This window comes from Pseudomonas sp. FW305-3-2-15-C-LB1, assembly GCF_058787615.1.
This window is the reverse complement of record NZ_JBYSZX010000003.1, coordinates 235,489-261,680: the sequence shown is the minus strand read 5'-3', so window position 1 is coordinate 261,680 and position 26,192 is coordinate 235,489. Positions and strand designations below refer to the sequence as shown.

General features: G+C 58.7%; 22 protein-coding genes and 1 tRNA gene. 12 read left to right on the top strand and 11 right to left on the bottom strand.

Annotated features, from left to right (window positions below; genetic code table 11):
- Positions 1–14: 14 nt before the first annotated feature.
- Genes AC3WP7_RS07990 through bcsQ form a run of 5 tightly spaced genes read right to left on the bottom strand, consistent with a single transcriptional unit; the run spans position 15 to position 10,531 of the window.
- Positions 15–3,842 (bottom strand): cellulose biosynthesis protein BcsC, encoded by a 3,828-nt coding sequence (locus tag AC3WP7_RS07990; protein WP_102591489.1) that lies wholly within the window; start codon positions 3,840–3,842, stop codon positions 15–17.
- Positions 3,824–5,020 (bottom strand): cellulose synthase complex periplasmic endoglucanase BcsZ, encoded by a 1,197-nt coding sequence (bcsZ, locus tag AC3WP7_RS07985; protein ID WP_102591488.1) that lies wholly within the window; start codon positions 5,018–5,020, stop codon positions 3,824–3,826. The genes AC3WP7_RS07990 and bcsZ overlap by 19 nt, the downstream gene beginning before the upstream one ends.
- A complete protein-coding gene (gene bcsB, locus AC3WP7_RS07980) occupies positions 5,017–7,284 on the bottom strand; it encodes a cellulose biosynthesis cyclic di-GMP-binding regulatory protein BcsB (protein WP_092246230.1) in 2,268 nt (755 codons plus the stop codon). The genes bcsZ and bcsB overlap by 4 nt, the downstream gene beginning before the upstream one ends.
- A complete protein-coding gene (gene bcsA / locus AC3WP7_RS07975) occupies positions 7,281–9,500 on the bottom strand; it encodes a UDP-forming cellulose synthase catalytic subunit (RefSeq protein WP_092246227.1) in 2,220 nt (739 codons plus the stop codon). The genes bcsB and bcsA overlap by 4 nt, the downstream gene beginning before the upstream one ends.
- Complete coding sequence (gene bcsQ / locus AC3WP7_RS07970) at positions 9,497–10,531, bottom strand: cellulose biosynthesis protein BcsQ (RefSeq protein ID WP_371917380.1); 1,035 nt, start codon at positions 10,529–10,531, stop codon at positions 9,497–9,499. Before bcsQ ends, bcsA begins: the two co-directional genes overlap by 4 nt.
- A 585-nt stretch (positions 10,532–11,116) precedes the next feature.
- Between bcsQ and AC3WP7_RS07965 the strand changes: the two genes are divergently transcribed.
- Entirely contained in the window at positions 11,117–11,341 is a 225-nt protein-coding gene (locus tag AC3WP7_RS07965; protein WP_093121538.1) for a DUF2790 domain-containing protein, read from the top strand.
- Between the two features lie 53 nt (positions 11,342–11,394).
- Here the strand turns inward: AC3WP7_RS07965 and AC3WP7_RS07960 are convergent, their stop codons facing one another.
- Positions 11,395–11,802: a hypothetical protein gene (locus AC3WP7_RS07960; protein ID WP_093513508.1), complete on the bottom strand. Its 408-nt coding sequence runs from the start codon at positions 11,800–11,802 to the stop codon at positions 11,395–11,397.
- A 184-nt stretch (positions 11,803–11,986) separates the two neighbouring features.
- Between AC3WP7_RS07960 and AC3WP7_RS07955 the strand changes: the two genes are divergently transcribed.
- Positions 11,987–12,062: transfer RNA gene (locus AC3WP7_RS07955), tRNA-Thr, on the top strand.
- 188 nt (positions 12,063–12,250) lie between these two features.
- Here AC3WP7_RS07955 and AC3WP7_RS07950 read toward each other — a convergent pair.
- A complete protein-coding gene (locus AC3WP7_RS07950; RefSeq protein ID WP_102591487.1) occupies positions 12,251–13,369 on the bottom strand; it encodes a phage integrase in 1,119 nt (372 codons plus the stop codon).
- Between the two features lie 2 nt (positions 13,370–13,371).
- Complete coding sequence (locus tag AC3WP7_RS07945) at positions 13,372–13,608, bottom strand: helix-turn-helix domain-containing protein (RefSeq protein ID WP_093513510.1); 237 nt, start codon at positions 13,606–13,608, stop codon at positions 13,372–13,374.
- A gap of 99 nt (positions 13,609–13,707) precedes the next feature.
- Here AC3WP7_RS07945 and AC3WP7_RS07940 point away from each other — a divergent pair, with 99 nt between their 5' ends.
- The 7 genes from AC3WP7_RS07940 to AC3WP7_RS07910 all read left to right on the top strand — a co-directional run bounded on the left by AC3WP7_RS07940 (position 13,708) and on the right by AC3WP7_RS07910 (position 19,244).
- Positions 13,708–13,941, top strand: a complete 234-nt coding sequence (locus AC3WP7_RS07940) for a hypothetical protein (protein WP_102591486.1) — start codon at positions 13,708–13,710, stop codon at positions 13,939–13,941.
- Positions 13,941–16,622, top strand: a complete 2,682-nt coding sequence (locus AC3WP7_RS07935) for a toprim domain-containing protein (RefSeq protein ID WP_102591485.1) — start codon at positions 13,941–13,943, stop codon at positions 16,620–16,622. The genes AC3WP7_RS07940 and AC3WP7_RS07935 overlap by 1 nt, the downstream gene beginning before the upstream one ends.
- 450 nt (positions 16,623–17,072) lie before the next feature.
- Positions 17,073–17,345 carry a hypothetical protein gene (locus AC3WP7_RS07930; protein ID WP_102591484.1) on the top strand — a complete coding sequence of 91 codons (273 nt, stop codon included), beginning with the start codon at positions 17,073–17,075 and terminating at the stop codon, positions 17,343–17,345.
- Positions 17,346–17,364: 19 nt separating this feature from the next.
- Positions 17,365–18,000 (top strand): DUF7673 family protein, encoded by a 636-nt coding sequence (locus tag AC3WP7_RS07925; RefSeq protein WP_177468522.1) that lies wholly within the window; start codon positions 17,365–17,367, stop codon positions 17,998–18,000.
- A complete protein-coding gene (locus AC3WP7_RS07920) occupies positions 17,997–18,248 on the top strand; it encodes a hypothetical protein (RefSeq protein ID WP_028615339.1) in 252 nt (83 codons plus the stop codon). Before AC3WP7_RS07925 ends, AC3WP7_RS07920 begins: the two co-directional genes overlap by 4 nt.
- A 124-nt stretch (positions 18,249–18,372) precedes the next feature.
- The gene (locus AC3WP7_RS07915) at positions 18,373–18,681 is read left to right on the top strand and encodes a hypothetical protein (RefSeq protein ID WP_102591483.1); all 309 of its coding nucleotides are present in this window, start codon (positions 18,373–18,375) and stop codon (positions 18,679–18,681) included.
- A 347-nt stretch (positions 18,682–19,028) separates the two neighbouring features.
- On the top strand, positions 19,029–19,244 hold the full coding sequence (locus AC3WP7_RS07910) for a hypothetical protein (RefSeq protein ID WP_146012676.1): 216 nt from the start codon (positions 19,029–19,031) through the stop codon (positions 19,242–19,244).
- Here AC3WP7_RS07910 and AC3WP7_RS07905 read toward each other — a convergent pair.
- On the bottom strand, positions 19,217–19,477 hold the full coding sequence (locus tag AC3WP7_RS07905; protein WP_102591481.1) for an ogr/Delta-like zinc finger family protein: 261 nt from the start codon (positions 19,475–19,477) through the stop codon (positions 19,217–19,219). The genes AC3WP7_RS07910 and AC3WP7_RS07905 overlap by 28 nt on opposite strands.
- Positions 19,478–19,806: 329 nt before the next feature.
- Between AC3WP7_RS07905 and AC3WP7_RS07900 the strand changes: the two genes are divergently transcribed.
- The 3 genes from AC3WP7_RS07900 (at position 19,807) to AC3WP7_RS07890 (ending at position 23,243) form a co-directional block, all read left to right on the top strand.
- A complete protein-coding gene (locus AC3WP7_RS07900) occupies positions 19,807–21,573 on the top strand; it encodes a retron Ec67 family RNA-directed DNA polymerase/endonuclease (protein ID WP_102591480.1) in 1,767 nt (588 codons plus the stop codon).
- Positions 21,574–22,138: 565 nt separating this feature from the next.
- Entirely contained in the window at positions 22,139–22,429 is a 291-nt protein-coding gene (locus AC3WP7_RS07895) for a DUF3077 domain-containing protein (RefSeq protein WP_102591478.1), read from the top strand.
- Positions 22,430–22,541: 112 nt separating this feature from the next.
- Positions 22,542–23,243 (top strand): hypothetical protein, encoded by a 702-nt coding sequence (locus AC3WP7_RS07890; protein WP_102591477.1) that lies wholly within the window; start codon positions 22,542–22,544, stop codon positions 23,241–23,243.
- Positions 23,244–23,345: 102 nt separating this feature from the next.
- Here AC3WP7_RS07890 and AC3WP7_RS07885 read toward each other — a convergent pair whose 3' ends face one another.
- Together AC3WP7_RS07885 and AC3WP7_RS07880 are read right to left on the bottom strand one after the other, a co-directional pair.
- A complete protein-coding gene (locus tag AC3WP7_RS07885) occupies positions 23,346–24,191 on the bottom strand; it encodes a phage portal protein (RefSeq protein ID WP_102591476.1) in 846 nt (281 codons plus the stop codon).
- Positions 24,103–26,076, bottom strand: coding sequence for a terminase large subunit domain-containing protein (locus AC3WP7_RS07880; protein ID WP_102591475.1), 1,974 nt, complete (start codon positions 26,074–26,076; stop codon positions 24,103–24,105). Before AC3WP7_RS07880 ends, AC3WP7_RS07885 begins: the two co-directional genes overlap by 89 nt.
- Positions 26,077–26,192: the final 116 nt, after the last annotated feature.

Sequence of the window (26,192 nt, the reverse complement as noted above, 5' to 3'; positions counted from 1 at the left end):
TGACTCCGATTTAATCAGTTGGAATAAGGGGAACGGTAAGGGCTGACCGGCAAGGGCATCGGCCCGCTCAGGTCTTCGAACAAGTAGCGCAGGTAAGCATTACCGGCGTACTGGCGGTAGTCCTGGGCGTTGTCGACACCGATCTCGCCACCCAGGTAGAAGCGCGAGCTGAGGCGATATTCGGCGGCGGCATTGAAGCTGTAGCCGATGCCGGTTTTGTCCGAGCTTTTGTACTCCTGGGTACCCAGGTCTTTGTGGCCCGGGAAAAAGTCCGCGCTATCTTGGCCGATATACTGCACACCCACCGAACTTTTTACCTGGTAGCTGAAGCGATCGAAGCTCTGCGCCCACCGGATCGGCACACCCAGGGAGAAGAAACGCTGCGGGCTGAAGTAGCCGCCGTTGCCATAGGTGTAGAAGTCCTGGTTTTCCTTGAAGCTCAGCGCCGAGGCACTGACACCCAGGGTCAGCGTGTCCTGCGGGTTATTGCGCAGGTACCAGTAGATGCCGCTGCCCAGCTCCATGCGAGTGTTGTCGTCAACGTGGTTACCCATCAGTTGGTGCAGGGAGCCGTAACCGTAGACGCCCAGCTTCTGGTTGTCGTAGCTCAACTCACCCCGCCCGCCGTTGGCGGTCACACCGCCCCATTTATAGCCATCACCGTCTTTGGAACCGGCGAAGGACGTGACGCTGTCGGTGACCGGGCGCCGCGAGATATTCGCGCCATAACGGAAATTCGAATTGGCCTCGAACGGACGCGACACGCTCACCCCACCGACGATGGTGTTGTAGAGGAAGCCCAGTGGGCTGACGCCGACGTCGGCCTTGAGGCCTTCATCCGGGTTCTCGAAAGCCACGGCCAAGCCCACACCGGTCGCGTTCTGGGTGCGGGGTGAGGTGGCTTTGCCGCCGCCAAAGCGTGATGCAGCGTCATCGCTGACACTGCCGGCACTCAAATGCACCGGCGTCACTCGCAGCGCCACGGTGTTATCGCCGACCGGCATGCGCGCTTCAAACGGCGCTTCGATATCGGTGAGTTTGCTCAAGCCTTTTTCGCCGTTGTTGCTGCGCGCGCTCAAGCCTTGCACCACATAACCGGTACGGTCGCGCAGGATGGTGTCCAGCGCACGACGCGCCGGGCTCAGCTCGGGGCTGTCGATGGAGGCGATTTTCGACGGCGGAACAAACGGATCGCTCAGGTCGTTGGACGTTGCACTCGCAAATGCGTTGGAGGTCACGCTGTTGGTCGGCGCATCGATCGGTGGTGGCACCGCACCGGCGATGGTCAGGTCGGTGACCTGGCGACGCTGGCCGGGCAAGCCCACGAACGGGTTCGACGACTTGGCTTCGGTGCCGGCCTGGGCCACCTGGGTCCTGGCCTTCATCGCGTTCTCGATCACCAGGGCCCTGCGCAGCAGTTCAGCGGCTTCGCTGTTTTTGCCCAGGCCTTGGTAGACACCGGCCGCCGAGGTGAGGATCTCCGGGTTACCCGGCTCCAGCGCCAACGCCTTGTCAGTGGCGCGTTGTGCCAGGTCACGGTCGCGACCTTTCAGGGCGATGTTCGCCAGGCCCAGTTGCAGACGTGCATTGTCGGGGTTCTGCTGGATCAACGGCGCATACAGCTCCATAGCCTTTTTGCCGTTGCCGCTGTCGGCATACATGCGCGCCAGGGCGCCGACACCCAAGGCATCGTTCGGGCGCTGGGCCAGGGCCGGTGACAGCATGTCGTAGGCGGCCACCAGGTCGTTTTTCTCACGCAGGGCGTCGGCCTGCTTGACCCGGTACAGGTAGATCAAATCGTCGTAGCGCTGGCGCCCGGTCTCGGTCAGCGGCTGGCCTTGCACTTCGCGCAGGATCTCACCCGCCGCGCTGTATTTGTTGGCCTTGAGCAGCACGTTGGCGTACAGCAGCTTCTGGTCGACCGTCGGGTTGGGATTGTTCTCCACCACCTTCTGCATCATGTCCAGGCCGTACTGCGCAGCGCCCACTTCCACATAGGCGGCGGCCAGCACGGCCACGCGCTCGGGTTTCTTGCGGGTCAGCGGTTCGGAACGCCCCAGCAACGCCAGGGCTTCCGGGCGTTGGCCACGGCGGGCGGTCTCGATGGCGATGTCGGTCTGCTGGTGCAGCGCGATATCGGTCGCCAGTTCGTTCATGTCGGCGGTGCGCTGCGCCATGGGGATACGTCCCAAGGTCGCTTCGGCCTGCTTCCATTCGCTCAATTCCGCCGACAGCAGGGTGCTGGTGTACAGCGCGTCCGGCTGGTTGGGTTGGGTCTTGAGCAAGCCGTCAATCAAGGCACGGGCAGCGCGGATCTGGCCGTCACGCAGGTACATGCGTGCCAGGGCAAAGCGCGTCCAGGGGTTTTCCGGGTCAGCGTCGAGCGCCTGTCGGTAAGCGGCTTGCGCACCTTTCAAATCGCCACGTTGCTCGGCCAGCTTGCCGACCTGAGTCGCCCGCAGCGCGTTGATTTTCACGCTCGGCGCGAACTTGGCGCGCTGGGCCGGCGACACCGAGTCGATCAGCTTCAAGGCCTCATCCGGCTGGCCCGACTGGGACAACACGTTGATCAAGCCGCTCAAGGCATCCGGGTCGCCAGGGTGACGGGCCAGCACCTTGCGGTAGCCGGCTTCGGCTTCCTCGAACTGATTGTCCTGGGCCTGGAAGCCCGCCAATGCGACAGCCGCGCCGGGCTGGCCCGGGTTCAGGCGCTCGGCCTGGGCCACCAAGTCGCGGGCCTGGGCGCTGCGACCGGCGCGCTGAGCGTCACGGCTCTGGCTGATCAGGTTCCAGTAGCGCACATCGTTCAAGGCCGACTGCCAGGCCGCACCACCGGGCAAGCGCGTGGCTTGAACCAGGTAGTTTTCCGCTTCGCCGTAGCGTTCCTGCTGCTGACGCAACACGCCCATGCCGCCGAGGGCATCGACGTCGTTGGATTTTTGCGCGAGGCGCGCTGCCAGCAGGGGCTCGGCGGTTTTCAGGTCGCCATCGTCCAGGGCCTTGAAGGCCTTGGTCATCTGCGGATCACGCTGCCAGGCACCACCGCCTTTGCCTTGGGCGATGCCTTTTTCCATGATGGCGCGGATCTCGGTGTCATCCGGGTGCGCGGTCAGGAATTGCTGGAACAACGCCACCTGGTCCGGCTTCGGCGGGCCGAGCCAGATCAGCGCAAAGCGCCAGGTTTCATCGGCGTTGCCGCCCACGTCGTTGTTCGGTGCCAGCTTGGCCAGCGCCCGGATGCCGTCCGGCCGCGTGGCGGGGTTACGCGCCAGGTGCTTGGCCAGGAACAGCGCAACGATCGGGTCGTTCGGCCGCTCACGGGACAAACGCTGCAAGCCGGCGATGGCTTCATTGGTGCCCTTGGCGGTGAAACCCAGGGTGTTGTAGTACTCACGGGCGATCAGGCCTTGGGGCTGGCGACCCTGGAAAATCTGGCGGTACAGGGCCACGGCCTTTTCGCGCTCGTCCTCGGGTTCACCCAACTCGCGGGCCTGCTCCAGCAACCTGGCGTTGTCCGGCACCGCCACGGTGATGTCCTGCTCCAGCTGCAACGCCTGGCGCGGCACCGGGCTCAGCGCCTGCAAGCGGGCCAGGTACTTCCGGGCTTCGGCCGGGCGGTTCTGCTGCACCTGGATCAAACCGATGCCGTACAACGCGTCCGGTTGCTCCGGGGCCAGGTTCAAGAGTTTCTGCCAGGTTTCCAGGGCGCGCTCGGGGTTCTTTTTCGACTGCCAGTAGTAGCCCTGCTCGATCAGCAAGGACTGTGGGTCGCTGGTTTCAGCGAGGCTGGCGGTGGAAGCCAGGGCAGCGAGAATCGCAATGGCTAGCGTGTGACGGCGCATGCTGCCTCCCAGGAAAGTTTGACCGTACCGTCTTGTTCAAACCGGTACTTCTGATCGGCGAAGCCCTGGCCGAACAGGCTGAGCATGTAGTCGTAGTAGATCGGCTGCGCACTGTCGGGCGCCGAGGGCGCCAGGGCTTTATTGAGCGCGTCGTCGACCTTGGCTTTTTGCAATTGCGCCAGGGCGGTTTCGCCGCGGGCCTGGAAGAAGGCCAAGGTAGCGGCCGAGAAGCCCATCGGCGTATAGCCGTTGTTTTTCTCGGCTTCGCCGGTCAGTACGTGGATTTTTTCCGGCGGGAAGCCGGTGACCGACGCCGCCGTCGCACGGGAAATACCCCCCAGCGACTTGAGCATCGCCGCTGCCAAAGGATCGCCCTTGGCGGTCATGCCGGCCCACATATACGTGCGGATTGCATCGTAGCTGCCCAGGTCATCGGAGAACGGATCGACCACGAACACCCCGGTGTTGGCGCTGGTGGCGCGGTAACCAACCCAGTTGGCCGCAAGGCCATGGGGGTTGCTGGCGCTGTCGGCAAGCATCCGCGCATTGCTTTCGGCGACTTCGTTCCAGCCGCCGTTCGGCCGTTCTTTCTGGAAGCGACGCAGTTGCGCAAGCACCTGGTAGCTCGGGTTGAAACGCCACAAGCCACCCGGATGCACATAGCCGACAGGCCCCGGCAACAGCATCTTGCCCAGGCCCGGCACACGCACGATCAGGTTGCGTTCGACGTTGGCCAACAACAGCTGTGCGTCGGCGCGGTACTGCGGTGCATTCCACACGCGGGCCGCTTCGAGCAAGGCGTAGGCCATCCACAAGTCCGCGTCGCTGGCGGAGTTCTGGTCGATCACGCCCCAGGTGTTATCGGCTTTTTTACCCCACAACCAACCCGGCAGATTCTGGCCGATGTCGGAGCCCGACATGTTGGCCTTGGTCCAGGTCCACAGCTTGTCGAAGCTCGCGCGATCGTTGCCGACCAGGGCGAAGAACATCGCATAGGACTGCCCTTCCGAACTGCTCTCGGTGGGCTTCATGGACGAGTTCAGCACCCGGCCGTCGTCCTGCACGAAGCGCTTGGCGTAGTTCTGCCACAGCAGCCAGTCACAGGTCTGCGCCTGGGCGCCGCCGGCGAACATCATCGCGCCCAGTGTCGCCAGGGCCATACGCTTGAGCAGGCTCATGCCAACCGCCGTTTTGCACGTGCGCGCAGCGACAGGTAGACCAGGCTGGTCACCACGGCCAGGCCGAGGAAGGTGATCAACAGCATCCAGCCCAGGTTCTGTGACAGTTGCCACTGCATGAGTTTGAAGTAGTTGAGCTTGCCGACGTAGTACTGCTCGTCACCGACCAGCGAGCTGATGGTTGTGCCCTGCACCACGGCCAGGCTGCCCTGGATCGAGTCTTTGTAGTCGTCACCGCCGATCAGCGCCGAGGTGGCTTCCAGCAGGCCCTGCGGCTGGTTGCTGGCGATCAGCACCACGCTGCGGCCCGATTTGAGCGGCGATTGGAAACCGGCCAGCCAGGTGCTGTTGCTCAGGCCCTTGAACGTAATGCCGGTGTTGGCCGGATGCTGGTTGGCCGCCGGGTCGGGGCTGATCCAGCTGCGCACATAACGCGGCAGGTCGGACAGCAGGAAGTGGTGCTGTTCGCCATCACTGGTCGCCGGCAGGTATTGCTGCCACTGCTTGAGCAACGGCTGGTTGGCGGCGGTGGCAAGTACCAGCAGGTCTTTGTCGGCAACGCTCTGCACGTCCTTGGCCTGTACCACTTTGACGGCGGTGGCCGGGTAGCCGGTGGCTTCGCCGAAGCGACCGAGCACGGTCAGGTAGGCGGTCAACTCGTCGGTGCCGTAGTTGTCGGGCATGACCACGGCGGATTCCGACAGGTCGGCCAGACGGGTGAACGGGAAGCCAGAGTCGTTGAACACGCCCAGGTTAGGCATGGCGATGTAGTGCTGGTAGCCGGTGACGTCGAGGGTCGAATCCGGGTCGATGGAACCGCGCATGTTGTCGACGATGATGTCGCGGCATTCGCCTTCCTTGATGTAGTCGTACATGAAGCGCAGCTGCAGCTTGGATTTGGGCGATGCTGAGCTGATCGGCAACAGCGTGGTCACTTCACGCGGCAGGCTTTCGTCTTTCTTCAACTGGTCGAGCAGGGTCTGGCCGCCGCCCAGGTTGGCCACCGACGGCAACGCCACGGACTTCATGAACTGGTCATTCAGGCCGATCAACAGGGAGGAGTTGGTCGACACTTGCTGCGGCGTGTAGCGGTATTTGACCTTGAGCGGCACGCCCTCTTCACGCCAGTTGAACAGGTCGGGCGGCAGGCGCATGTCGACGCTGATGGCGCCCGGGTTGTAGCCCGACACGCTGAGTTTCTGCTGTTCGATCAGTTCGCCCAGGCGTACCGGGCGGTTGCTCGGCAGCCAGTTCGGCGCATCGTACGGGCGGCGCGGTGCCAGGGTGTCGAGCTTGGTGATGACCACGCTGTTACCGGCCAGCACCGGGTTGCCCAGCACCACCGCGTTGGCGGCGCGCTTGAGCTCTTCGCCGTCACGCCCGGTGACGATCAGCAGCTTGCCGTTGGCGTCGTTGGGGTTGGCGATAAGGGTCAGCGTCGGGCCGGTCGGCTTGGCGATGGCCACACCGTGCACGTCCATCGCGTCGGCGGTTTGCACCAGCACGATGGCGTTGCCTTTGGCCGGCAGCTCGCCGAGGGTGGTCGGGAAGGTCGCGCCCCGGTAGCTGGCGAGGCCGCCGATCCACGACGACAAGGCGCCAGCGGCTTCCAGTGCGGCGCTGTCCGGCGCGGTGGCAAACACGAACGGCAGGCTCACCTGGCGAGCGTCGCGCTTGTCGAAGAACGGCAGCGGCAGCACCGCCAGGTCGTCTTTGAGCACGATCGGCTCGACCTGCACTTTCAGCTCGCTGCTGTTGCTGATCTTGGCCCACAGGCTGCTGTGCAACGGGTCTTCGCAGGACATGGTGTAGTGGCCGATGAACTGCAGGCTCAGGCGGTTGAACTCGGTGATCAACTTCGGCGGGATCTGCACCAGTTGCTCTTGCGGGGTGCCCGCGCCTTCTTTAGGCAGCGCCAGGCTGGCGGCGACTTCGCCGTTGACCAGCACGTTGATCTGCGACAGGTCCGCCAGCAGCGCCGGCGAGTAGCTGTACTTGAGCAGCAGTTGCGCGCCCTTCACCACTTCATCGGCACGGATATCGAAGTTGACGCTGTCGGACGACTCCACGCCTTGCAGGTTCATGGTGTCGCGACGGCCCAACTGCTTGAGCGTCAGGCTGTAGCCGTTATCGGTGCTTTGTACCGGCACGGTGGCAGCCGCTTGCTCGGCAGCTTGCGCCAGGGTGTTGAGGCCCATCAGCGAGGCGATCATCAGCGCGAGTGCACGGCGCGGATGAGGGCGAGCGAATATCTTCGAGGTCATGGCTTGTCCATCAGCGTATCTAGCGGTTTTGTGGGGGTGCGGCTCAAGGCCAGACGCAGTTCGTGCAGGGTGGCGCGGCCGAGGGTGAACAGACCGCCGATGCCGATAGCGCCGACTTCGCGCAGGGCCGCCAACGGTGTGTCCGGCTGGCCGGCGCCCCAACTCGCGGCCCAGGTATCGGCACGGGAGAAGGTCAGGCGTACCAGTTCGCTTTGCTGGCGCAGGCTGAGGGGTTCGAACTGGGCGCCGATCTGCGCGCCCTTGCTGAACACCACGCGCGCATCGAACAGGCTGTCCTGGCCGTTGCGCGACAGCACCAGTTGCACGCGTTCGCCACGGGTGATCGAGTGCCCATCGCTGAGCATCAGGCCGAAGCCGTTTTGCGAGAAGTCCTGGGTAGTGCCGTCCAGCACACGGCCGTCGGCACAAATGATGCTCACCGGCAGCTTGGCGCTGACCCGTGGCTCGGAACGTACCTGACGCGCTTCCGAGGCCACGGCCACGGCGGCACTGGTGATGATCAGGTTGTAGAGGGTCCAGGTCAGGTTGATCGCCACCGTCACGGCTGTGGACGCATCGCCCCAGACCAACTGGTGGATACCGAAGCCCAGGCCGACCAGGTTCACCGCCAACAACACCAGGTACGGGCGGGCGAGTTTCCAGTCGAAGAACTGCTTGTCGATGATGCCGCCCTTGTCGGTGACGTTGAAGCCACCCGCCTTGGGGTTGACCAGCGCGACCAGCACCGGCGGCAGGATGTACCAGGCCAGTACGGTCTCGTACACCTCGTTCCAGAACGAGTGACGGAAACGCCCCTGGATCCGTGAGTTGGTCAGGCTGGAGTGCACCAGGTGCGGCAGCACGTAGGCGACGATCATCAGCGCCGAGGCGTGGAAAATCTCGGCGCCGAAAATCAGGTAGGCCAGTGGCGCGGTGAGGAACACCAAGCGCGGCAACCCATAAAAGAAGTGCAGCATGGCGTTGGCATAGCAGATGCGCTGCCCCCACTTCAGGCCTTTGCCCAGCAGCGGGTTATCGGTGCGGAAAATCTGCGCCATGCCTCGCGCCCAGCGAATCCGCTGGTTGATATGGCGCGACAGGCTTTCGGTGGCCAGGCCCGCGGCCTGCGGGATAGCCAGGTAAGCGGTGTTGTAGCCCAGGCGGTTGAGCTTGAGCGCGGTGTGGGCGTCTTCGGTCACCGTCTCGATGGCCACGCCGCCGATTTCCAGCAGCGGCTCACGGCGGATGACGGCGCAGGAGCCGCAGAAGAACGTGGCGTTCCACAAGTCGTTGCCGTCCTGCACCAGGCCGTAGAACAGCTCACCCTCGTTGGGCACGGCGCGAAAGGTATCGAGGTTCTTTTCGAACGGGTCCGGCGAAAAGAAGAAGTGCGGCGTTTGCAGCATCGCCAGCTTCGGGTCCTTGAGGAACCAGCCCAGGCTCACTTGCAGGAAGGAACGCGTCGGCACGTGGTCGGCGTCGAACAGCGCGATGTATTCGCCGTCGGTGACTTTCAACGCTTCGTTGAGGTTACCGGCCTTGGCGTGGAAGTTGTTGTCGCGGCGGATGTAGTTCACCCCGACCTTGCGGCAGAAGTCGCGGAAGTCGTCGCGACGGCCGTCATCGAGCACGTGGACGCGCAGCTTGTCCTTGGGCCAGTCCATCGCCTGGGCGGCGAAGATGGTCAGTTTTACGATGCTCAGCGCTTCGTTATAGGTGGGAATGAACACGTCGACCGTCGGCCACTCCTCCGGCTCGGTCTTGAGCCATACCGGCGTGCGGCGCAGCGGCCAGGCGGTTTGCACGTAGCCGAAGATGAGCACGACCAGGGCGTAGAACTCGGCCGCGACCAGGCCGTAGCCGAAGAACATGTCGAGCCAGGTTTCAAAGCCGAGGGTGGAGGTGAGGCGCCAGAACATGTAGCGCAACGACGCCACCAGCGACAGCACCACCAGCGCGAGGATCGCCAGGCGCCCCGGGATCTTGCGCAGCACCAGCACCGCGAGGAAGCACACGCCGGCGAACAGGCATTGGCTGTAGAGATCGAGCGGCGCGCTGATAATGCCCAGCAACAGCAGCGCGCCGAGCACGCAACTGGCGACAACCAGCACCGTACGCAGCGCCGCAGGCCACCGATTGAAGCGCGCGATGGCGTCATTGAGGCGCTGTTCGGCGTGCCCTTCGACGAAGGGCGTGGAGGACGTAGTGTCGGTCATGGAAGGTCCGAGTCGATGTGTTCGAGCAAGGTGCGGCACAGGGCGTGGACGTCCTGGCTGCCGATACTGTTGACGGTTGGGTCGAGGGGGTCACGCCCGTAGGCCTGGGCTTCGCTGAACGCGGGGTCACGGTGGACAGTCCCCAACAACGCAGCGCCCAGACGGGTCTTGAACACCTCGGCCATGTCCAGGCTGAAGCGGTGGGCACCGTCCAGCTGGTTGATCACGTAGAAGCGTTGTGGCGGTTTGGCGCGCTTGAGGTGCGGCGCCAGCAGGCTGTCCATCTGGTCGAGTGTGCTGAACGAGGCCACGTCCGGCTGTACGACCACCAGCACAGCGTCGGCGACCGACAGGGCCTGGCTGAGGTAGACGGTGTTGCCGGCGGGGACGTCGATGATCACGGTGTCCTGGCCGCTCAACCTGAGGCCGGACAATCGCTTGCCGAGCCACTCGCTGTCCTGGCCCAACCAGCGATTGAGGCTGTGCTGTTGCTCGTGGTCAGTGGCACCGAATGCCACCAGCCGGCAACCGGCAAAACCGCGCTCGGGCAGGGCGGCCCAGCTTTCGTTGAGCAGGCTGGTGGCGCCGACGCCGGGCATGTCCAGGCCCAGGCACAGGTGGTGGCGCAGGGCGTTTTGCGGGTCCAGGTCCAGGGCCAGCGCCGGGCGGCCCTGGCGCTGCAGACCGCTGGCAATCGCGGCGGCCAGGGTACTGCGGCCAACGCCACCCTTGACCGAGACCAACACTACGACTTTAGGGCTGGATTGCTCGGAGTACACCTGGCCGTCCCGCCCTTCCACCACTTCGGGCGGCTGCAGGTGGTCGGCTTCACCTTGGCTCAGTTCCTCCAGCAGGCGCAGCAGCGGCGCCGAGGGTGCTTCGATCACAGGGGGAGCGTGAGTGACTGCGGGGGCTTCCAGGACCTCTATTTCGTCCTCGATGAACTCATGGACAAAGTCGATCTCGCGATAGCCGCTCGGGTTGGCACCCAGCTTGTTGAATAGCTTTGAAATATCATCTGCCCGACTCACTCACTGCCCCCCCACCTGATTTGCGCTTTAAAAGGCGATAAAAAGGCCAGCAATGAGCTGACCTCGTATTTTTCTAGTTATGTGGTGTCGGGCGCATTCTGTGATATCACATTGATGGTGTCAGTATTTTGATGATTTTAGTTCAAATCTATCCGACGAACGGCTTAACGCCATTTTTATGACGATTTTATAGAGAAAACGCCATTCGCTGTAAGAACATGAACTTGCATCATTATTTCGCAAAAAAAGTTGGCCGAGTGGACAGAAACGGCACAAAACTGACATACGCTTCAACAGATTTTCAATTGCCCTACATTGTCTCGGAAATTTGCCTACAAGGAACCGCGATAAAACTGACGGTTTATATCGCGGCACAGAATACGGAAACCGCACCTGTATTCAAGGGAAAACCGGCTGAGCGGTCGATCCAAATGGTCCATAAAGCCACCGCCCGTGTATCGCTGTGTATGCAGTCACGGCCTCGCTACACAACGAAGCAAAACCCGCGCCGCATGACACAGTGCAGATACCTCCAGGGCGCTCAATAAGCCCACACCCACTTGTTGAACCCGGAGGATACCTACCATGAACTGGAACACCTTGATCGCCGTCAGCCTGCTGGCTTTTGCCGTCAACGCCCACGCCGACGTACAGCCCAAGCTGGATATCCAGCGCGTGCTGACCACTGTCGAAGACACAAACGGAGCGTGTGGGATCGTGAATGCGCACATGACCTACCTGGATTCCCACGGGCAGAAACAGGTATTGGACTACAAAAAGTTCGCAGATAACTGCGCAGAAGGCAGTTGAGGCTTGCGCGAACCGGGCACCTGAGTGCCCGGTTTCGGAGCGTTTCTGAAGGCTTAGCGCACACGACGCTCGGTGAACGCGTAGTCATCCTGGCAATCGCTGGTCGGATCCGACGCCACACTCACGTAATGCACCGTGTCTGCGTCCAGCAGCTTATAGGTGTACACATCCGGCGAACGCACGCCGTCGGTACGCAACTCATTCCTGCCATTGGCCGCCGACCACGAACCCTGCTCGGTCTGGATCACCTTGGTCTGCTGTGCATCGCGGTAGAAGGTAATCACAAAACGACCGTCGGGCTTGAGGGTGTTGGTCCACGACAGGAACTGACATTTACCGGTTTCGGTGCGCAGACCTTTCCAGGTGCCCACCAGCGCCGGGTCGTTGGCGGGTTTGTTGGACGAACACGCAGCGAGCGCGACAGTGAGGAGGATGAGGGACAGCGAGAGAGTCCGTTTCACGTGGGGCATCCTTGGGTTTGGAGAAGATTTTTGCCGGGGTAGGCCCTTCGGTGGCAAGGGAGAAATCCTACACTCGCCAGCTGGAAAAAGGGGCGAGCGTGGAAAAAGCGTGGGTTCTGCAAAAATAGTCAGAATTCAGGGGTTTACAGAACCTTGCCAATCGCTATAATCGTCGCCCTAACACGCCGGTATAGCTCAGTTGGTAGAGCAACTGACTTGTAATCAGTAGGTCCCGGGTTCGACTCCTGGTGCCGGCACCATATCTCGAAGCCCCGCAATGCGGGGCTTTGTGGTTTCTGGGGTTTGGGAAACACGAAAAATTTCGGGCGTCGTATTGGCCGAAATGCCCAAAAAGTGTCCACACTTAAAAATCGAGGCCCGCTTGCCTCAAACCCGATCCTGACATTTAAGACGCAGCTGCCAGCTCCGACAGCGCTTCGCCGCCAACCTAAGGCAAATTTGCCGACTCGCAAAAGTGATCAGCTTCGGCGCTCACCGGCAAACGCTGCGACATTCCACCCGCGCCCTTCCTTGCAGCCAAAACAGCAGCCAACGGATTCAACACCACCACCTCAGCCAAATGCCCTGGACTGAAATGCGCGTACTTCATCGTCATCGCCAGCGAGGCATGACCAAGCACGCGCTGCAACGTGAGGATGTCTCCGCCATTCATCATGTAATGACTCGCGAAGGTATGCCGCAGCACATGGGTCAACTGACCCGCAGGAAGATCCAGCTTCACCGCCTCGACCGATTCGCCAAACTTCTTGTAGCAGTCCCCAAACGGCAGCGCCGCCTTGATCTGCTTCTGCAGTTTTTCGGAAATCGGTACAGTGCGGCTCTTTGATGACTTGGTGCGGACAAAATGAATGCGCCCACCCTTCACCTGCCGACTGGTTAGACCCTCTGCCTCAGACCAGCGAGCCCCAGTTGCCAAACAGATCCTGGCAACCACCCCAGCAGCAACCGACCGATTATCCAGATCGGCCAGCAACGGGAAAATCTGCTCGGCCTCAAGGTACGCCATTTCCGTTTCATCGAACTTCAAGGCTCGCACCTTGTGGACGGGATTATCCCCTTCCCACTCTCCCAGCCGGCTCAGCTCATTGAACACCGCTCGCAGATAAGCCAATTCGTGGTTCAACGTATTGGCGCCAACCGGCTTCGCATCCTCACCCTTTTTACGACCACTGCCGATCGTCTCGCGGGTAAACTTCCCAGCCAGGCGCTCGGCACGATAGGTGCTGAAATGGGAGGTATTAAATTCACATGCAAGCGGATCCCCCATTCGCTGCGCCATGCTCTCCAACGCTCGCCTACGCTCTTCACCCCGCTTGAGCGTTTGCCCGTGAAGGTCAAACCACAGGGTGACCAACGTAGATAAGCGCCGCTCATCACGCTTTTTCTTCTTCTGAAACTCCCCGATTGCCCCCTGCCCCATGACTGTATTTTCGTACGCCATCGCTTCGTTCTTGGTGCGAAAAACCTTCCTGACCCTCGCCCCGCCACGTCCCAACGGCCTGATATCGACTTTATAGCGCCCGTCCTCGAGCTTAATGATCGGCATACCTACACCGCACTGACTTGCCCACACTCCACAGCAGTGTGACCAGTCATCAACCAAAGGGTGTATTTGGTAAACCGTGGATTCGAGAGCACCTTACACAGCACCCCGTACCCCATCTCAAACAGATCAGTTTCATACTTTTTGTAACTGCTGATGCTGATATCCACCAGCGTGCAGAACTCCTGCTGCGTCAACCCTTCCAGCCGTCGAATGGCTTTGAGCTTCACCGACAAATCCATGCCCACTCTCCTCTTGACAGGTTCCTATTTAGGAACCATGATTGAGTTCCTATATAGGTACTTTATTTCCCCTATATTTGCGAGTGGGAGGTTAACAGAATGCAAATAAACATCGACACGCCATACGTAACAGTCGGCGAATACGCCCGACGTTCCGGACAATCCGATACGGCTATCAGAAAAGAGATTGAGCAAGGTCACTACCTGATCCGGCCAAAAAAACCGGGCTCCAAATCGGCGGTGCTGATCAACATGGTCCACATCGCCATCGAGGCCGCTGAACAGGCGCAGCGCGTTCTGCCCCATATCGTCAAAAAGAGCGGAGCGCGCTAATGGCCCTTCGCAAAAAAATCGACCAAAAGGTCTACGACGACATCTACCTAAAAGAAGTCGTCCAAGCCCTACAAGAAGACCGCGACCTCGCCTTCGAAACCATCGACACCAAATACATGCAAAAGGGCACCTGCCCCAAATGCGGCGAACGCACCCTCTACATCGCCCTCGCCCAGCCCTACCAGCTCAAATGCAACCGCCTCAACAACTGCCAATACGAGGAAAAAACCCGCGAACGCTACCGCCACCTGTTCGAAAACCTCAGCCAGCGCTTCCCCAAAACCGAAGCCAACCCCAACGCTACGGCTGACGCCTACCTGCAGCGCAACCGCGGCTTCGACATCAGCAAATTGAAGGGCTGCTACACCCAAGGTCGACGAAAACTCAAAGACGGCCAGTGGGCCGACACAGTCCGCTTCCCCCTCTGCAACGGCCACTGGGAGCGCTTGATCGACGCCACTGCCGTGACGGCCAACGACGGCGTAAAAGCCGGCATCAAAAAGGGAATGACCTACCTGGGCAACGGCTGGCTGCCGCCAGGCATGGCCATCAACAAAAGCGACCGCATCTACATCGTCGAAGGCATCTTCCACGCCATCGCGCTGCACCTGGCGGGCTACAAGGCCATCGCCTCCATCTCGGCCAACAACTTCCCCTGGGACCTGGTGGAGGCCAACAAAGGCAAATCCATCACCTGGGTCATCGCCCTGGACGACGACCCGGCCGGGCACACCATGACCACCAAATACCTGCGCCAACTGCGCGAGCAAAACGAAATCGCCTGGGTCGCCCTCGCCGGCACCCGCGACTGGGACGACGTCTACCGCGACGGCCAACTCGACGCCGCCTTCATGGCCGAGGCCGAATACCAAGGCCGCCTGTTCACCGCCGACAGCACCGGCAAACTCGCCTACCTTCTCTACCTGCGCCGCCCAAAAGGCTTCTACCTGATGGAGTTCCGCAACCGCCTCTACTCCGCCAAGGTGGCCCAGCGCGACCTGCACGACGACTTGGGTGAAGACAAAGTCGAAGGCAACCGCGAGACCTTCGCCAAGCACGTCAAAATTCGGCAGGTCGCCAACTGCATCCCCAACCTGGAATACCTGGAAAAGGACATCATCACCAACGAGCAACGCTACTTCTTCGACTTCCGCTTCCCCGACAAATCGCGCAGCTGCAAGGCGCCGCTGGCCCCCAACGCCATCGCCGACCCTAGAAGCTTCGCCCGCTCACTGCTGGAACAAACCCCCGGCGGCAACTTCGAAGGCGGTGAACCGGTGCTGGCCAGCCTGCGCGACAAATGGCTCAACGACGAACACCGCCCGGTGCGTACCGTGCGCAGCCTGCCGTTCGTGGGCTACGACGAAACCACTGGCCTTTATTGCTACCCCACCTTCGGCTTTCACCAAGGCAAAGAACTGCCAGTCAACGACCACGGTTTCATCGACATCGCCGGCAACGGCATCAAAACCTCCCTGGGCAACTTCAAGATCGAGCGCGGCCAAGACTTCGACCCGGAATGGTTCGAGGACTTCCTGGCGGTCAACGGGCTTAACGGCCTGGCGCTACTGTCATGGTGGACGGCCACCTACTTCATCCAGCAGATCGGCGAGCAGCAAGTGTCGTTTCCCTTCCTGGAATTCACCGGCAAACCGGGGGCGGGCAAGTCGTCGCTGCTGCGCTTCCTGTGGCGGCTCACCGGCCGCGAGAACTTCGAAGGCATCCAGCCCGGCGGCGCCGGGGCCAGCCTGGTCGGCCTGGCGCGCAGCTTCGGCGAAGTCAGCAACCTCCCCGTGATCCTGATCGAATCCGACAAAGAACAAACCGACAGCCAGGGCCGCAAAATCGTCGTGCAGTTCAACTGGGACGAATTCAAAAGGCTGTTCGACTACCACGCCACGCTGCGCGTCACCGGCGTCAAAAGCACCGGCAACGAGACCCGCGCCACCCACTTCCGGGGCGCCATCGGCATCTCGCAAAACCAAAGCGTCGAAGGCTCTCGCGCCATCCTGTCGCGTATCGTCGAACTGCACGCCACCAAGGACCACCACTCGCTGGCCCTCAAGCCCCGCGCCGATCGCCTCAAAAACATGAAGGCCAAGACACTGGGCGGCTACCTGCGCCGCTGCCTGGCCTGCGAACAACAGTGGCTTGCGCACTACTTCGAAGCGTTCCCTCACTGCGAACAGCGCCTGCAAAGTGTCGCGACCATCACCGAGGCGCGCATCGTGTTGTGCCACGCCCAAGTGCTGGCCGCTGCCTACGCCACTCAGGCCCTGTTCCCGGCCTGGACCGACGCCGACACCGAACACTTGGCCAAGCACCTGGAACAACGCGCCATGGCCCGCCAGCGCCGCCTCGGCAGCGAGAACGCCGATGCCGCAGCCTTCTGGCAGATCTACCACTACCTTAACGAACGCGTGGTCACCATCACCGACAGCGACGGCACCCGCGAAGAAAAACACCAAACCCTCAACCACTCCAACGAACGCGGCGTTGTGGCCATCAACATCGAGCACTTCCAAGAGGCCTGCCGCAAAGCCGGCCAGGAAGTCCTCACCCGCGCCCAACTGCAACGCGCCTTGCCGCAAAGCACCACCTACACCTTCGTCGAGACGCGCAAGGCCTACTCCAAACTCGAACGTCGCACCATCAACTGCTGGATCTTCAAGACCCCCTAGCCACACCTGAATACCTGGGCGTTTACGCCCATGGCGAAGCCTTGCCTGCGATTTGACCAAGGGCATGCGAGCAGAAGATTTGGCGTCTGGAATGTTTGAACTATTGAGGTATTTCTAAATGAATACAGTCACTTACAAAAATGACCCACTGGAATGTCACTGGAAGGCACCGCACTACCTTTCCTTCCACCCATATTCCGTACACGACCACACTGGGCAAAACCGCCACACGCCTTTAACCATAAGGCCTACAGCCTATTTCCCCGGTGCCCATAGTTCAGCGCATTCCATTCGCACCGAACTACTTTTTCGGCCACTCGACCCCAGCAAAAACAGGGCGTTCAGCCCTGTAAATCTGGCAACCGTTCAAACATTCCACCCACACCCAACCCCCGCGCAGAAATCCCTGCGCGCGCCATCCCCTGCCCACTGAAAAAAGGAGCCTCAACCATGCCACTCCACGTCCTCACCGGCCCCCAAGCCAGCGGTAAAACCCGCCGCCTGCGCGCCCGCCAAGACGAGCTGCATGCCCAAGACATCAGCGTCGTGATCATCACCGGCAACACCTGCACTACCCCCTACCTGATCGCCCGCATCCAGCAACACGTCGAGGCCGGCGCCCGGTACTTCCTGGCCGACGACTGCACCCGCGAACAGATCAAGGCCGTGCAGCAACTCGACCTGCCCGAGCACTTCACCCTCTACCTGGTTCGCCAGGCTTAACCCCCGCAAGGAGCAACACATGAACGACTCACTCATCAACGCACTCGCCCAGGTCTGGGCCTACCAACGCCGCCGCCCGGCCATCATCCGCAGCGGCACCCAGGCGTTGAATCGGCTGATCCCCATAGCCCTCAGCCGCACCCCGGCGGGCAACACAGTCGGCCACTTTCTGCTGGGTCTGTACGACGGCGCGACGTTTCGCTTCAACCTCAAACACCTGCACGGCCTGGGGCTCAGCGAGTTTGAAGACTGCATACGCGTGCTGGAAATGGATTACATGCCTGAAGTGGAAGTGCATCAACGCATCGACCAAGGAGAATCCGTGTGGAAGGAGCTGATGGAGGTCTGGCGTACCCAGCCCCAAGAGTACGTGGGCCACAGACTAGCGAATCAGCGCAATGCAGCGCTGTGTCCACAACGTTCCAGGGAGATCAAAACCGACGGCATCCGGGCCTTCGATAACTTGATCCACGTCGTCGAAGCCAGCACCGGCCAAAGCCTCATCGCCGGCCTGTTCTTGATGAGCCTGATTCACCCCCACCACTACCGGCTCAACCTCACCGACCTGCGCGGCCTGGACCTCAGGCTCTTTGAAGACTGCCTGAGCCTGCTGCGCATGGACTACTTCACCCACGCGGAGGTACGCAAACCATGATCCTGCATTACAGCGCGAACGGCCTGATGGGCCGCGTCTACCTGCCCAACTGGTACCGCGAAAAAGGCACCCCGGAAGAAATGGCGGAATTCGCCACCATCGATCACTGGCGCGCCCACCCCGACAGCCGCCCGACTTTCGTTACGGTCGTGCATTTGCACAACGTAGAAGGCCACGACCTGGGGTTGTTTGAAGTGCGCTGCCAATGGCGGTCCGTGTACACGGCCACCGCCTTGCAGCAAGCCTGAAAGAGACGGTGCCGAGGAGTTCGCACCTCCCCGACACCTGCCACTACAAAAAGGAGCCACACCATGCAAGCACAGCACCTCCGCAGCAGCGGGCACAAGGCTACCACGGCCCGAGGACACCACCATGGATAAGCGTCGAATCGCGCAATTCCCCACCCAACAACACACCGGCACCCGCTGCCTGCGCATCGATGGCGAACTGGTATTCGTGCCAGCAGACCAACTCAAACAAGCACGCCAACAACTCGGCCTGCGCTCTGACGCGTACCTGCTGGGCGCCACCCGGTTGTTGGAGTTCGACAGCGGTTACGGTGTGGTCCGCATTCCACTGCCCGGCAAACAAGTGGTCGTCGCGTTCGAGGGGCCAGACGGCCAGCGTGTCTATGGCGTCGTCACCCTCGACGCCTTGAGCTTCCACCTCAGCGCGCCCTGACGCACACACCAGGGTGAAACAAGGGCGCTTCGGCGCCCTTGTTTTTGTAATCGAATGAAACAGCGCCAGAACTCAACGCACGCGCAGCACCACGCTGTTCAATGCGCCACGGCTCGTTGAAACCATTGGAATAGAGCCATCTAACTTTTCAAATTCAAGTCAAAACTTTTCAGCAGAACACAGCGTGGATCACACACAACAGAGGCAAAAGCGCTGACGATTGCACGGCTTTTCGTAGGACGGCTGGCGATATTACCTACTTACAAATGCAGGGAAAAAGCCCACTGGCGGAGAAAAATCCGGCCCTTAAACTACCGGCCAACTACATCGAAAAAGGAGAAATCGTTGTGTTGAATGCCCCCGTCTGCATCATGAAAATGCGCGACCAATTTGAGGAATGCGGCGACAGCTTCGCCCTGCTGGTTGCCCTGCTCACCACCGACCTGCAACTGACGCAACGCGCCAGGCTCGCCCTGATCGACTACGGCGTGGCCCAGCTCAATGGCTTTGAACAAGCTGAAGCGATGCTGCGCAACTACGTGGAGGAGACCACGCCCAGTTGATCAAACAGGTCCCGCTGCTGGACCTTGGACAAACTGCGCAGGCGGTCGAACAGCAAACGATCGACCGCCTGGGCGGAAGGGCTCAGGGTGTGGGAGAAGGTGAGGTTGGCGACCCAGGTGTGGCCGCAGTGGGGGGAGCTGCATTGGCAGTAGAGGCGGGCGAACTCCAATGAAAGCTCGTCGCGGGAGGCGATCCGGCCTTTCTCACCACACATCTTGCAACACACTCGCATCTCCTATCTCCCGTCGAGGCGCATTAATCAAAAAGCATTTTAACACTATATGTAGTAAAAACCTTAAAAAACGACCCCACATATAGTACCGGCATTTGTACTCTCCCCCTCAAAACGGCACAGTCTTTCAGAGGATTCACATCTTGCACCCATAATGTCACTTTGATAGCTTGGAGATTGGCTTATGGGCAGATTTTGGATCGCGAATCGCGATCAGTGGGAAAAATGTTGGAATGCTTTGCCCGGTGAGAATTGTCATGTCTTGAGGTTCTCTACGTTTGCGAAAGAGTGCCCATAAGCCTTCTTCCCTTCAGCTCTGAAGTGATAAAATGAGAAAAATAAATGCTCTTCGAGCAGCAAAAACAAAACCCGAACTCGCATTACTTTTAGGTGTTAAGGCGACAGCGCTGACTTACGTGTTATATGTTTTGAAACCTGACACTCAATATTCCACCTTTACAATCCCTAAAAAAAGTGGTGGGCTCAGAACCATATGCTCACCAAGTGACCGTTTAAAAACAATCCAATCAGCGCTCTCAGAGTTACTTCAAGACTGTCTGGATGAGCTTACAGCAGTAAAAGTAAAAGAAAACCATGACTACAAATCCAACTTATCACATGGGTTCTTGCGTAACAAATCAATCATTACCAACGCCATAGTACATACAGGTCAAAGAAACGTACTAAACCTGGATCTAAAAGACTTCTTCGACAAATTTAATTTCGGGCGAGTCAGAGGTTTTTTTATATCCAATAAAGATTTTCAGCTTAACGAACACATAGCGACGGTTATAGCCCAAATTGCTTGCTACGACAATAGGCTGCCACAAGGCAGCCCTTGCTCGCCGGTTATTACAAACCTAATAACGCACATCCTAGATATAAAACTAGCTGCGCTAGCAGAGTCGTACTCCTGCATTTACTCCCGTTACGCCGACGACATAACTTTTTCCACAAGGGAAAGACTATTCCCTCCAAAATTGATGAAGGAAATAGCAGGCGAATACATCCCCGGAAAAAAACTCAGAAGCGAAATCCGCAGGGCTGGATTTGAAATTAACGCCCCTAAGACACGAATTCAATTCCAAGACTCTCGACAAGATGTTACAGGGCTAGTAGTCAACAAAAAGCCAAACGTAAAGTCTGAGTACTGGCGAACAGTCAAGTCACAATGCCACTCCCTTTTTCGAACCGGCTCTTTTAAGAAAAAAGTTGACGGCACTTTTGCAGATGGAAACATCTACGAGCTAGAAGGCCAATTAAACTTTATTGACCAGGTCGACTATTCAAACCGTCTTCGTCAAAAACCGCCCTTGGACACAGAATATGAACAACGAAAATCAAATATCAAAACCCGAGAATTGCTAAGCGGGCGAGAGACCACTTTTAGCCGCTTTCTATACTATAAGTTTTTCTACGCCAATGAAAAACCCACTATAATTTGTGAAGGGAAGACAGATAACATATATCTTAAATCCGCAATAAGCAGCCTTGCTGCAAACTATCCAAAGCTGGCCACTCCAAAATCTGCAAACAACCCTTACGAGTTACTGGTCAAATTTTTCAATTACAACAACCGCACAAGATTTCTACTTCAACTTCATGGAGGCACAAATTATCTACATACGTTCATTAATGACTTTGAGAGCCATTACGATTTTTACAAAGCTCCGCGCCCCAAACAGCCTATAATAATTATTTTAGATAATGACTCTGGCTTTAATGGAATAGACGGACTTTTAAAAGGTAAAGCATCAGCCAAACGATATCCGGTTGCGAAGGGGAAAAAGAAAGATTTTAGAAACGCAAATTTTATACACGTAGCACACAATCTTTACATCGTTTTAACCCCACCAACAGCAACAGGGGGACACACAGCTATTGAAAGTCTTTTCACTGCCGCCACCTTGAATGAAAAGGTCCAAAAGAAAACTTTCAATCCCGAAAGCAAAATAAATACCACAACTGAGTACGGCAAAGAAATCTTTGCAAAAAAAGTAATATTAGCCAACAAAAAAACAATCAACTTTTCAGGTTTCGATGTGATCTTAAAAAGAGTGATCCAATGTATGAAGCACTACGAAACCGCTAAATAAACACTCTAATATCATTCGCCAACCGCAACCACCAAAAGTTACATATTTGCCAGCCTAATATCTCACTCAACTTTCATTATAAATAATAAAGTCCCAGCATATATTATTTAAGAAAAATTAGCTAAGCGACAAAAAACTCAACAACCCGCTTAGCCACTTGCTCAACATTGGTTAATAGGAACTGAAGCATCCTCCCCAAATATTAGGTGTTGCCTTGCCTGGATGTTGCACCGCTGAATCTATCGCGTTAACCTCTCTCTCGTCGCTGCTCATCAGTGACCGGGCCTGGAAACCCGATGCTTAAGGACGCTACAGCGTCGTCAAACAATCAGCAGGCGCTTTTTTTTCGCCTGTCGTTTGTGCTTTTTGGCGGCTGTACGTGGGAGACCTTCGGGTCTGCCGGGTTCCTTTTGCCTCGGTTTCCAGCCCGCGTACAGCTGCCACCTTTCGCCTGGAAACGTCTGGGGCAGCTCTTTTTGTTCATGCAAAGGGAGTTAGCTATGCCGTACGGAAGACCTTCTACCTCGGGCAATGCCTGCCAATCTCTGTTTTCAGGAGGTGAGCAATGAGCACCCCACCCTCAGCAAAAACCATAGGCGTCCAAACCTTCGCAGATTGCGGAGAGGGCAAACACCATTTGAAGCTGTTCCGTGTAAACGCTGGGGTTCCACTGCGTGAAGCCCTTGAACACGCAGCGCACGTCCTCGACTGCGCCACCACCCTCTCGCTTGAAGTAGCCATGGACCCCAGAAACGCGAGGCTTGCCTTTGCCGCGCATTATCTGTGTGAGATGGGCAAAGCGATTCTGGATGACCTACACTTGGCGATGCAGCCGGGTGGCCCACACCCGCAGTAAGTAGTTCGCGCCCGGTGCTATGCACCGGGCGCCAAAGAACTCAAGAGGCCAGATGCCATCATGCATTCATAGCTGATAGCATGACCCAACTCTGTGGGATGTGGTGTTGGCAATGGATGATGAAGGCGATTTCAAAAAGGCACGTGGCTTCCTGCTAATGTATTCAGCTCTGGTACTCGCGCTGTGGTACTTCGGAGCAGATTTGACGCAGTTCAAGCTGATGGGCAATGAAATTAAGCTTCAACACCGTATCGAAAGTGTTTGGCTGGTTTTAGCATTGCTCAACATGTACTTCTGGTTTAGGTGCTATCAACGACTACCCACCCTAGGCCTCTGCTTCGACAAATCGATGAATGACCTCTACGATACATCGCTGATTTGGAGCGCTACTCACTTGAAGCGCCGCGCACTCTATAAAAGCATGTATGCAAACTTTGCCAAGGAGTACGATTCGGTTGGAACGATTACCTTTGGAAAGCCCCAAGTAAAACTCAGAGCTTACTTCACCTTAACAATAACTAAGGCAAAAAATGGCAACCCCATTCAAATTCATCAACTTTCCAGAACTGAACGAACCACAATGGAACTGCGTTTACAATACGATAGAAAAACAGCTGACCACTGGAGCAAAGATGCGGGCTCAGGATTTGTTTTATATAGCCCTTCCCCTTGGACAACCCTCCCGATAAAGGCCTTCACCATCGCACGAGGCGCTTTTATTACTCCTTGGTTTACCGACTACTTTGCTCCCTTGGCTCTTGGCGGATTTAGCATAATTTGCGCACTATGTAAGTGGTACACCATTAATTTCTGAGCTTCTAATCACCCTTAAGCGACGACCGTGCTTGGGACACAAGCCTAAATATATGCACTAGTCTATACAACTATAAATCGTCTAGTTCAATATATCGGGGGCTTAGAGGTCAGCCCACTCTACCAGTCGATCCCTACGTAACTTCCCATTCACCTGCAAAAACAACTGCCTAATTGGTCGTATTTCATTATTCATGTACACCCGATCAATCTTCTCCACATCCCCAAACCCCGCCGCATTCTCCGGCATGCACCCCGCCAACGCCGGGTTCATCCGCCACGCGGCGATCACGTCGTTGCGGGTGATGTTCTTGACCCGCTCAAACTCATCCTTCGTCGCAATATCCCCCACCGGAATAATCTGAATCGCCTTATCCCCACCCCCAGGGATATTCACAAACAACGACCGAAAATTCCCCACGCCCTTACTCGCCCCAATCTGCGCCTGCATCCGCTCCTCGTCCGCCTCCGACAGGTTCGGGTCATTGGTGTAGAAGATGAACCCCGCATGCGCCCCATTGTTGTAGTACCGGCGCCGAAACAGCGTGGCTGATTCGTTGAGCAACAGCGCATGCATTCCGCCCAGGTAATCCGGTACGCCGTAGATGTTCTGTTCCACGTCGTAATCCATCACATGCTCCACCTGGTCCTCTTCAAAATCGATCTGCTTGCCGCCCGGCAGCAGCAGCGCAAACCCACCACCGACCTTTCTGCGCATGTTCAACGCCGGCAGGTGCTCCAGTTCCAGCACCTGCCCCAGCACGTTGGTTTTGCGCTGAAAGTACCCCTCCCCAAACACCATAAAATCCAGCGCCGCCCGCCCCATCGTCTGCACGCTGCACCCGGCCGAGGGGATGAAGTCACGCAGCAGCAGGTTGCGTTTGAAGCGCGGGATGGTGCCGTGGTGCGCGTTGGCGCGTAGCAGCTTGGCCAGCCCAGTGCGGGACACGGGCGGTGTGTAGAGCTGGCCGTCGTCGCTGGCGAATACGCCCATGTATTCGCCCAGGTGGCCGGTCAGGACCGACTCGGGCGCGCCGAAGCTGAATGTTTTGACCTTGCGGGGGATGGCCGGTGGCGCGTGATCGTTCATGGCTGCCTTCGAGGGTGGACCAGCGGCTGCGCCGCTTTTTGTGGACATTGAGGGGTTCGTGAGCCAGTGCGTGCATCACCGCCCAGGCGATGTCGGCGTGGCCGGTGGCGTCGGTGCGTGAGGCGCTGTAGGTGATCTGGCCGCTGGTGGTGGCGCCGCGTTTGATGGTCAGAAAGGCGGCGGCGATGTCGTTCCAGCTGGCGTCCCATTCGATGCGCCGGCCCTGGATCGTGTCCTGGGCTTTGAGCACCAGCGTGTTTTTGGTTTCGAGGCTGTAGTGGATCGGTGTGGCTCGCGGGAAGAAGTCGCGCACTAGGTCGAACACGCCGTAGCCGACGCCCGTGATGTCGATGCCGATGTGCTGCACGTTGAAGCGTTCGCACAGTTTTTTGACCTGGGCGGATTGGTAGGTGAACGAGTGGCCGCGCCAGGAGTGTTTTTCCAGGATGCGGAACTTACCGCCCGGCTCCAGCGACGGCGCCACCACCACGCAGGTGGCGTCGTCGCGGGTGCGGCTGGGGTCGTAGCCGATCCACACTGGGGCATTGCCGAAGGGGCGCTCGGCGTTGGGTTGGTAGTCTTTCCACAGGCTCAGGTCGGAGTAGCAACGCTCCAGGTCGGCCAGGTTGAACGCGCTCTGGCTGCTGTCGATGAATTGGCACAGGTAGAGCTGTTCGAAGACTTCATCGGAATTTTCCAGCCGCAGCTGTTCCAAGTCGAACAGGTCGCAGCCGCCGTCGATGGCGTCGTGGATGTTGATGATCTTGCGCCACTGGCCGTCCGGGCACAGCGCGCCCTGGCGCAGTTCGGGCTCGCTGGGGAACGGTTGACTGGCCTTCTTGTGCTTGCCACGCCGGAAGGTATCGCCGGTCCAGAACGGGTAAGCCTGGTGGCTGACGGCGCTAGGTGTGGAGAAGAACGTCTTGCGCCATTTTTTGTGGGTGGCCATGGCGCCGGCCAGGCTGCTCAGCTTGTCGAAGTCACGAATCCAGAAGTATTCATCAATGTACACATGGCCGTGCGGTCCCTGCGCGGTGCTGCTGTTGGTGCTCAAAAACCGCAGTTCGGCACCGTTGCTCAGGATGATCGGGTTGCCGGTCAGCTCGATGCCGAACCAGTCTTTCGCAAAACCGACGATATAGCCCCGGAACAGCTCAGACTGGGCCCGGCTGGCCGACAGGAACATCTGGTTATCACCGGTCAGCACCGCATCCATGAATGCTTCGCCGGCAAAGTAGTACGTCAGCCCGGACTGGCGGCATTTGAGGATATTGCGGATACGCCGGGTCAGCGGGTTCTGTTTGGCGGCGAATAGTTCTTTCTGATAGCCGAAGAGCTTGCTGGTGAATTTCTCCACGAAGTCCACTTCGGTCAGCGCGGAGATATCGTTTTTTGCGGCCTTCGGTTTGCGCGGGGGCTTATCGCTCTTTACCCGGTTTTGCTCCACGGCGGGGGCCTTGCCGCACTGCTTCAGCAGCCGTTCGCGCAAGGTGGTCAGCCGGTCCAGCTCATCCAGATCCGCCTTGGCCAGCGTGCCCGGCCGCTCCAGAACCAAGGTGATGCGTCGGCTCACCGCCGTCAGCGGTTCCTCATCCGTCAGCAGTTCGTCCCAGCCGCCCTTGGCGATCCAGTAGTAAACGATGCGCACATTGGCCAGCTTGAGTTCAGCCTGTATTTCACGGGGTTTGCAGCGGCGCAAGTAGAGGCGCTTGGCCGCGTCTTTGACTTCGTTCGAATAGGGCATGCACCGCAGTCTATGCAGACAAAACCCCGCAAACCCGCGCCAAAAACCCTCAGTATTCCTACCTGCCCGATCTAGGAATTACCCGCAGCCGAACCGTTTGTTCGGTGTGTTCCGGC